The sequence below is a fragment of the Aeromicrobium sp. genome (assembly GCF_032084975.1).
Taxonomy (GTDB): Bacteria; Actinomycetota; Actinomycetes; order Propionibacteriales; family Nocardioidaceae; genus Aeromicrobium.
In genome coordinates this window covers 1-7,325 of the sequence record NZ_DAMDLR010000103.1, presented here as the reverse complement: position 1 = coordinate 7,325, position 7,325 = coordinate 1, and the positions used below count along the sequence as shown (strand labels likewise).

Genomic DNA, 7,325 nt, shown 5'->3' with positions numbered 1-7,325 from the left:
ACCCGGCCCAGCCAGGTGGCGGGCATCAGGCTGGCGACGCCGAACCCGGCGAGCGAGAACGGCGCCCGCGGGACGTGCAGCATCGGCTGCAGGAACTCGGGCGCGATCCGGTCGAAGCGCCTGGCCAGCGGGCCGAAGATCCGGCGGTACGCGGCACCCGACTCCCCGAGGTTCGCGGCCGTCCGCTCGACGTCGCGCCAGACCGCGGCCCCGCGGCCCCCGTCGAGCGGGTGCGCGTACTGGACCTCGGGCCAGCGCCACGTCAGACCGTCGCGGGACAGGTCGAACGCGCGGCTGAAGGCGGTGTCGACGGCCAGCGGGTGGAAACCGGAGCACTCGTCGTGCAGGACCCCGTCGACCGTGTAGTGCCCGCTGCGGGTGCCACCGCCGATCTCGTCGGCCGCCTCAAGGACCTGCACCTCGACCCCGGCCCGCGCGAGGGTGAGGGCGGCAGCGAGCCCGTTCGGGCCGCTGCCGACCACCACCGCTGTCGTCACGTCGTCACCTTCTCCTCACCAGCCAGCTCGCCCGCCGGACGGTAGCCGGGCTGCTGCCACGTCACGGTGTGCTTGACGCCGTTCGGGATCCATGGTTGCTCACTGACAGCATCTCGCACGTCGTACCAGCCGCGCTCGACGACGCCCAGCGCCGCGTCGATCACCTTGTACTGGACCTGTCGCCGGTGGATCGGCTGTGACTCCGTGAACGTCGTGACGAACTCGCCGGGCTCGAAGTGGCAGCGCTCCTGCACGGCCGCGATCGTGCGCTCGTCGAACAGGTGCCCGTCGCCGAACTGCCAGCCCAGCAGGACGGTGCACACGACCTCGCCCTCGCGCATGCGGTAGTTCTCGAGCTTGTCGAGGTGCCGCTGCATCAGGGCGAGCTGCGCACGGCCGTGGCTGTGCATGCTGCGGAACGCCACGCACTTCTGCAGGAAGACCTCGGCCACGTCGTACCCGTAGACCGCCGCCAGCTGCTCGCGCTGGATCCTCATGCCCTTCACGAGTCCCGCGTCCAGCTTGTCCTCGGCGCCGTTCATCCGGAACGCCATCGTGCCCGACGCCCAGTTGCCGGCGTACTGGCGCATGGAGATCAGGAACGAGACCCACTCGGGCTTGAGGTTGCCCAGGATCGGCCCGGTCAGGAAGCCGACCAGGACGGCGACCAGGAGCCACATGCTCGAGAAGTCGCCGACGCCGTACCCGTCGCCGGCCATGAAGCCGCCGAACAGGAAGGGCGTGACGAAGATGAAGAAGATGTTCCACTCGAGCGGCACCGCGAGCGGGTACGTCGAGTAGATGAACAGGTGGAACGCCATCATGCCGGCGATCGCGAGCCACGTGATCGTCCCGTTCGTCGAGAACAGCAGCACGAGCGGCAGGACCAGCTCGACGACCGTGCCACCGACGTGCGCCCACGTGAACGCCATCTTGGTCGGCATGAGGTCGCCGTTCTCGACGTCGCGGTAGAGCGTGCGCTTGAACTTCGTCGAGGTCAGCCACGGGGTGTTGCTCATCATGGCCTGCACGACGAACGTCAGGTGGTGGCCGAACTTGGAGACGCCGGCGCCGAGCCAGATCGTGACCATCGCGATCTTGGCGACCAGGATCATGTCCACGTGCGACGAGAGCGTCGCGAACGCCAGCAGGCACAGGGCGTACTGCTCGGGCCGCGAGGCCAGGAACACGACCTTGTCGCGGAACGCCATGACCACCAGGCCGACGAAGTACGCGAGGAGCGGCCACGCGACGATCAGGCCCGCCTCGGAGTACGCGGCCTCCGTCTGCTGACCGGGCATCACGAGCGCCACGAGCAGCATCGCGACGAGACCGAGGTACAGGCCCACGTCGAAGGCGGTGCGGCCCGAGCCCGAGGTGCCCGGGACCTTGTCGCCGTACGGCGGGCAGCGCAGCGTGCCGACCTTCGTCCAGTACTTCCAGCCGCCGGTGAACGGACCGAACTTGAACGACAGCGGACCCCACGACGCCGCGTGGCCCGTGATCTCCCACAGCACGATCCAGACCATCAGCTTCTGGTAGACGATCAGCTCCTGCCACCAGCCGCCGAGGTCGAACAGGCCCAGGCCGGGGGTCGTCAGGCCGACGACGAGCCAGCCGCCGGCGATGAAGACGATGGTCTTGACGATGTAGAGCGCGTGCATCTGCTTGGGCCCGCCGAAGCCGTAGTCGGCCCAGTGCAGGGCGAGCATCCTCATCCGGTCCATGACCGGCATCTGCTCGAACTCCTCCGGGGCGACCGGTGGCATGTCCGCTGTCGTGAATCCCATGAACCTCGACCTTTCTCGATGTGTCAGGCGCTGCGCACGAGTCGGCGCAGAGTGGGCTTGTCGATCTTTCCGACCGGGTTCTTCGGCAGCTCCTCGACGATGTCGACCGCTGCCGGGACCTTGACGCGGGTGAGCTCGCGGCCGCAGTACGCCAGGACGTCCTCCTGCGTGAGCATCGCGCCGGGATACGTGACGACGAACGCGACCGGGACCTCGCCCAGGACGTCGTCGGACCGGCCGACCACCGCCACCTCGAGGACGCCCTCGATCTGGGCGATCGTGTTCTCGATCTCCTTGGGGTACAGGTTCTCCCCGCCGCGGATGATCATGTCCTTGATGCGGTCGACCAGCTGCAGGTAGCCGTCCTCGTCGAGGCGGCCGACGTCGCCGGTGTGCAGCCACCCGTCGACGATCGTCCCGGCGGTCGCCTCGGGCTTGTTCAGGTACCCCTGCATGACCGTCGGCCCGCTGATCAGCACCTCGCCGACCTCGCCCGGCGGCAGGTGCTCGCCACCTGGTCCGCCGATGGCGATCCGCTGACCGGGCAGCGCGGGCCCGACGGTGCCCAGCTTGCGCACGGCGTCGCGCCCCACCGGGTTGCAGGCGGAGGCGCAGGTCCCCTCGGTCAGGCCGTAGCCCTCGACCATGACGAAGCCGAACCGTTCCTCGCACGCCGTCAGCAGCTCCTGCGAGACCGGCGCGGCACCGCACACCACGAAGCGCAGCGACGACGTGTCGGGCTGGACCTCCCGCGGCAGGGACGCCAGCAGCGCGTAGATCGTCGGGACCGCGGAGAAGTAGGTGGGCCGGATGCGCTCGACCTCGCCGAAGAAGGTCTGTGGGCTGAATCGGCCGATGATCGTCAGCCGGCCACCGACGCGCAGCGGCGCCAGCAGCGAGACCATCACGGCGTTCACGTGGAACAAGGGCAGGATCAGCATGCAGTGGTCCCGGTCGTCCAGCTCCATGTGGTTCGCCATCGTCGACGACATCGCCTCGACGTTGGCGTGGCTGAGCATGACGCCCTTCGGACGTCCCGTCGAACCGCTCGTGTAGACCAGCAGCGCGATGTCGTCGGGTGCGTTCACGACCGGGGCGACGCCCGTGGGAGGTGCCGCGGCGAGGGAGGCCACGGTGACGGGGCGGGCGCCGCCGGTCGGTGAGTCGTCGTCCTCGACGACGATCAGGCGGGCCCCCGAGTCGCTCACCTGGTGGGTCGCCTCCACGTCGGTGAAGGCGGGGTTCACGGGAGTCGCGGTGCCGCCGAGGCGCCAGGCGGCGAACAGGCAGACCACGAGCTCCACCCGGTTCGCCAGCATGATCGCCAGGACGTCGCCGCGACCGAAGCCCTCGGCGGCGAGGCGCCCGGCGACGGCGCCGGCGCGCTCGTCCAGCTCCGTGTAGGTCAGCGACGTGCGGTCGTCGGCCACGGCCGGGGCGTCGCCGTGTCGCTCCGCCAGGACGTGGCTGAGATACGTCAGGGTCATCGGGTCGTCCTCCGCTGCCGAATGTGTGATGTGGGCCACACCTCGGACCGTAGGCCAGTGAGCGGTGCCCAATGCACCTGCGTTCGAGCAGAACTTTCGCCGCAAAACTGTGCGTTCACGACAAATCCGTACCGAACCGATGGCTCTCTTGTCAGCCATGCACAAGTTGGCCGCAGGCCTTGTCAACCATGCCCATGACAGGAGGACACTCGTCCCATGAGCGCCGTGACGTGGTGGGGTCACTCCTTCACCACGGTCGAGATGTCCGGGACCTTCGTCGTCACCGACCCGCTGATGCCGCGACGCCTGTTCCACCTGCGCCGACTGGCGCCCGTCCCGCCCCCGCGGGCGACGCGGGCGGACCTGGTCCTGGTCTCCCACCTGCACCACGACCACCTGCACGTGCCGACGCTGCGCCGGTTCGACGATGCCGTGCCGATCGTCGTCCCCCGCGGCGCGGTACGCGCCGTCGGAGCCCTGCAGCGCCTGCAGGCGATCGAGGTGGGGCCCGGTGACCGGCTGACCGTGGCCGGCGTCGAGATCGAGGTGCTGCCGGCACGGCACGACGGCCGACGGGACAAGCGCCCCGGGGCGGCCACGTCGGAGTCACTGGGCTTCCGCTTCCGGCGACGCGACATGACCTGCTGGTTCCCCGGGGACACGGGTCCGATGGACTTCTCCGGCATCGACCCCGTCGACCTGGGCCTCGTCCCGGTCGGCGGCTGGGGACCCTCCCTGGGAGACGGACACCTCGATCCCGAGCAGGCGCTCGAGGCCGTCCGCGCCGTCGGCGCGCGGTGGATCGTCCCGGTCCACCACGGCACCTACTGGCCCGCGGTCCTGCGGACCAGCGGTCCTGCCTTCGAGCACTGGTTCACCTCCCCCGCCCCTCGCTTCCTCGAGGCGGCACGAGCCGCGGGAGTGGCGGAGGGCGTGGTCGTCCCGGCGATCGGTGTCCGCACGAGCCTGCCGCGTGCAACGATGACGTCGTGAACGCGGCCGCAGGTCGCGGTTGGGCCTCGTCGGTCGACCCGGACCGCTCGTGGTGGCCGCGGACTGCCGACATCCTGCAAGCGGCCTGGACCGTCACGGTCACCGCCGTTGCGGTGACGTGCGGCCTCCTGGCCGTCGGCGTGAGCGTCAGCGACGAGCCTGTCCTCGTCCTCGTGGTCTTCGTGGCCATGTTCGTGCTCGACGTGGTGGTCGCCAGCCCGCTGCGCCGGCTCGCGTCGCACGGCAGCGTCCTGCTGGCGCTCGTCCTGGGCTTCGGCGCGCAGGTGTTCGTCCTGGGCACGGCGATCGGCCTCGCGGTCGGCGACGAGCTCCCCTTCCGCGACGTCCTGGTCGTTCTTCTGGTGACCGCGACGGTGCTGGCCGTGGGCCGATGGTTCTCGGGCGCGACGGACAGCGGCTACGTCGTCGGCGCCGCCACCGCGCGGGCCTCCCGCGCCCTGCGCCGGACGAAGCCCGCCGACCGTCCCCGCGGGACGCTCGTCGTCCAGCTCGACGGCGTCGCCCTGCCGGTGCTGCGCCGCGCGATCGCCGGCGGCCAGGCCCCCAACATCGCGCGGTGGGTCGACTCCAGCCACACCCTCACCGGGTGGTGGGCCACGATCCCGTGCACGACCCCGGCCAGCATGGCCGGGTTCCTGCACGACAGCGACATCGTGCCGGCGTTCCGGTGGTGGGACCGTCGTGCCGGGCGCCTGCTCGCCGCCGGCAACCCGGCCGACTCCCAGCTCGTCGAGGGACGGTTCCAGCCGGGGTCCGGCCTGCTGGCCGGCGGCGCGGCCGTGAGCACGACCTACACGGGCGAGGCCGACCGCAGCTACCTGACCATCAGCCGGGCGACGCGAGCGCGCGACCTGGGCGCCGGATCGACGTACCTCGCGTTCTTCATCCGGCCGTTCCTGCTGCCCGGCGCGCTGGTGATGACGGTGGGCGAGGTCCTCAAGGAGCTGCACCAGGGTCATCGTCAACGGGTCAGGGACGTCCGCCCGCGGATCCCACGTCGTGGCAGCTACGTCGCGCTGCGAGGGCTGACGAACGTCCTGCTGCGCAAGCTCAACCTGTCGCTGGTCGCCGAGGAGATGTCCCGGGGAACGCCGATCGTCTTCGTGGACTTCGTCGACTACGACGAGATCGCGCACCACGCCGGTCCCGAGCGGCCTGAGGCGATGCGCGCCATCGAGGGCCTCGATGGCGTCCTCGCCGCGCTCGAGGACGTCGCCCGCTCGGTCACCACGCGGTACGACCTCGTCATCGTCTCCGACCACGGCCAGAGCCTGGGGACGCCCTTCGCGGACCTCGCGGGTCGCTCCTTCCCCGAGCACGTCGCGGACCTCATGCGGTCGGGCGGCGGGGACGCCTCACTGCTCACGACCGCCGAGGGCGGCGAGGAGCGGGCACGCGCCAACGCCCTGCTCGGGACCGTCGCCGGCCAGCGCACGACGAGCCAGCCGGAGCGCATCGTCGCGGACTCGCCCGACCCCGAGGTGGTGGTCACCGGGGGCGGCAACCTCGGGATGATCTGGTTCCCGCGCCTGTCGCGACGGCCCACGCTGGCGCAGATCGAGGAGCGCTGGCCGCAGCTCGTCGGCGGACTGCTCGCCGAGCCGACGGTCGGGCTCGTCCTGGCGACCGACGAGGACGGACGCCCCGTCGTCCTCGGTCGCGACGGCGGACGGCTCCGCGCCGACGGCTCGCTCACCGGGACCGACCCGCTCGGACCGTACCCCTCGCGCACGGCGGCCGATCTGTCACGCCTGCAGGCTCTGCCGGACTCCGGGGACCTGGTGGTGATCTCGACGGTCGACTCCCTCGGCCAGATCCATGCCTTCGAGGGTCAGGTCGGGTCGCACGGTGGGATCGGAGGTCCCCAGAACGAGGCCGTCCTGATCCACCCGCGCGAGTGGGACATCGACCCGGGCCTGGCCGAGGTGGTACCGGAGTTGGGCACGACACCGGTGCTGGTCGGGGCGTGGACGGTCCACCGGCAGCTGCGCACGTGGAGGGAGCAGGCCCGTGGATGACCCGATCGCCCGCCTGGAGCGCTGGACGGCGCACGGCGGCACCTGCCGACTGGTGGAGCTGGGGCCCGATCAGGCGCAGGTCGTGCTGTGCCGCTGCGACGGCGGCGAGGAGGTCGAGCGGTTCACCACCGTGGACCCGGCCGTGGCGGCGTGGGTCCGCGCGAACGAGACCTGACTCAGAAGGCGGCGCGGACGGCGCCGACAGGACGACCGGCGCCCAGCACCGCGCGCTCACGCAGCGACTCGACGGACGCCTGGTCGACGTCATCGCCCGTGAGGGCTCCCAGCTCGGTGAGCGCCCGGACCAGGACCGGAGCCAGAGGACGCTCGGCGCCGTCCAGCACCTTGAACGCGACCGCGCGACCGTCGGGCAGGCCGGCGGCGAAGATCCCGTCGGCGCCGTCCTTCGCGACCAAGCCCGGCACCGCGCGCATGAGGGTCGTGGTGGGGCGCTGCCCACCGGCGACCATGTCGGGATGGGTCGCCATGGCGCGGGCGACGCGCGCCTGCGGCGACTCC

At 71.2% G+C, this 7,325-nt stretch carries 7 protein-coding genes; 3 read left to right on the top strand and 4 right to left on the bottom strand.

The features are described from left to right. The 3 genes from RT323_RS15315 to RT323_RS15305 all read right to left on the bottom strand — a co-directional run. Window positions 1–497, bottom strand: a 497-nt coding sequence (locus tag RT323_RS15315; protein WP_313409990.1) for an FAD-dependent oxidoreductase, incomplete at its 3' end; no start/stop codon positions are given. Continuing rightward, window positions 494–2,287, bottom strand: coding sequence for a DUF3556 domain-containing protein (locus RT323_RS15310; protein ID WP_313409989.1), 1,794 nt, complete (start codon window positions 2,285–2,287; stop codon window positions 494–496). The genes RT323_RS15315 and RT323_RS15310, both read right to left, overlap by 4 nt. A 23-nt stretch (window positions 2,288–2,310) precedes the next feature. Next, on the bottom strand, window positions 2,311–3,774 hold the full coding sequence (locus RT323_RS15305; RefSeq protein WP_313409988.1) for an AMP-binding protein: 1,464 nt from the start codon (window positions 3,772–3,774) through the stop codon (window positions 2,311–2,313). 216 nt (window positions 3,775–3,990) lie between these two features. Between RT323_RS15305 and RT323_RS15300 the strand changes: the two genes are divergently transcribed. From RT323_RS15300 to RT323_RS15290, 3 genes are read left to right on the top strand one after another with little or no spacing between them, the layout of a single operon-like run. Next, window positions 3,991–4,767 (top strand): MBL fold metallo-hydrolase, encoded by a 777-nt coding sequence (locus RT323_RS15300; protein ID WP_313409987.1) that lies wholly within the window; start codon window positions 3,991–3,993, stop codon window positions 4,765–4,767. After that, window positions 4,764–6,806, top strand: a complete 2,043-nt coding sequence (locus tag RT323_RS15295; RefSeq protein WP_313409985.1) for an alkaline phosphatase family protein — start codon at window positions 4,764–4,766, stop codon at window positions 6,804–6,806. The genes RT323_RS15300 and RT323_RS15295 overlap by 4 nt, the downstream gene beginning before the upstream one ends. Beyond that, a complete protein-coding gene (locus tag RT323_RS15290) occupies window positions 6,799–6,981 on the top strand; it encodes a hypothetical protein (protein WP_313409983.1) in 183 nt (60 codons plus the stop codon). The genes RT323_RS15295 and RT323_RS15290 overlap by 8 nt, the downstream gene beginning before the upstream one ends. Before the next feature lies 1 nt (window position 6,982). Here RT323_RS15290 and RT323_RS15285 read toward each other — a convergent pair. Further along, the coding region (locus RT323_RS15285; protein WP_313409981.1) for an asparaginase at window positions 6,983–7,325 on the bottom strand (343 nt) is incomplete at its 5' end.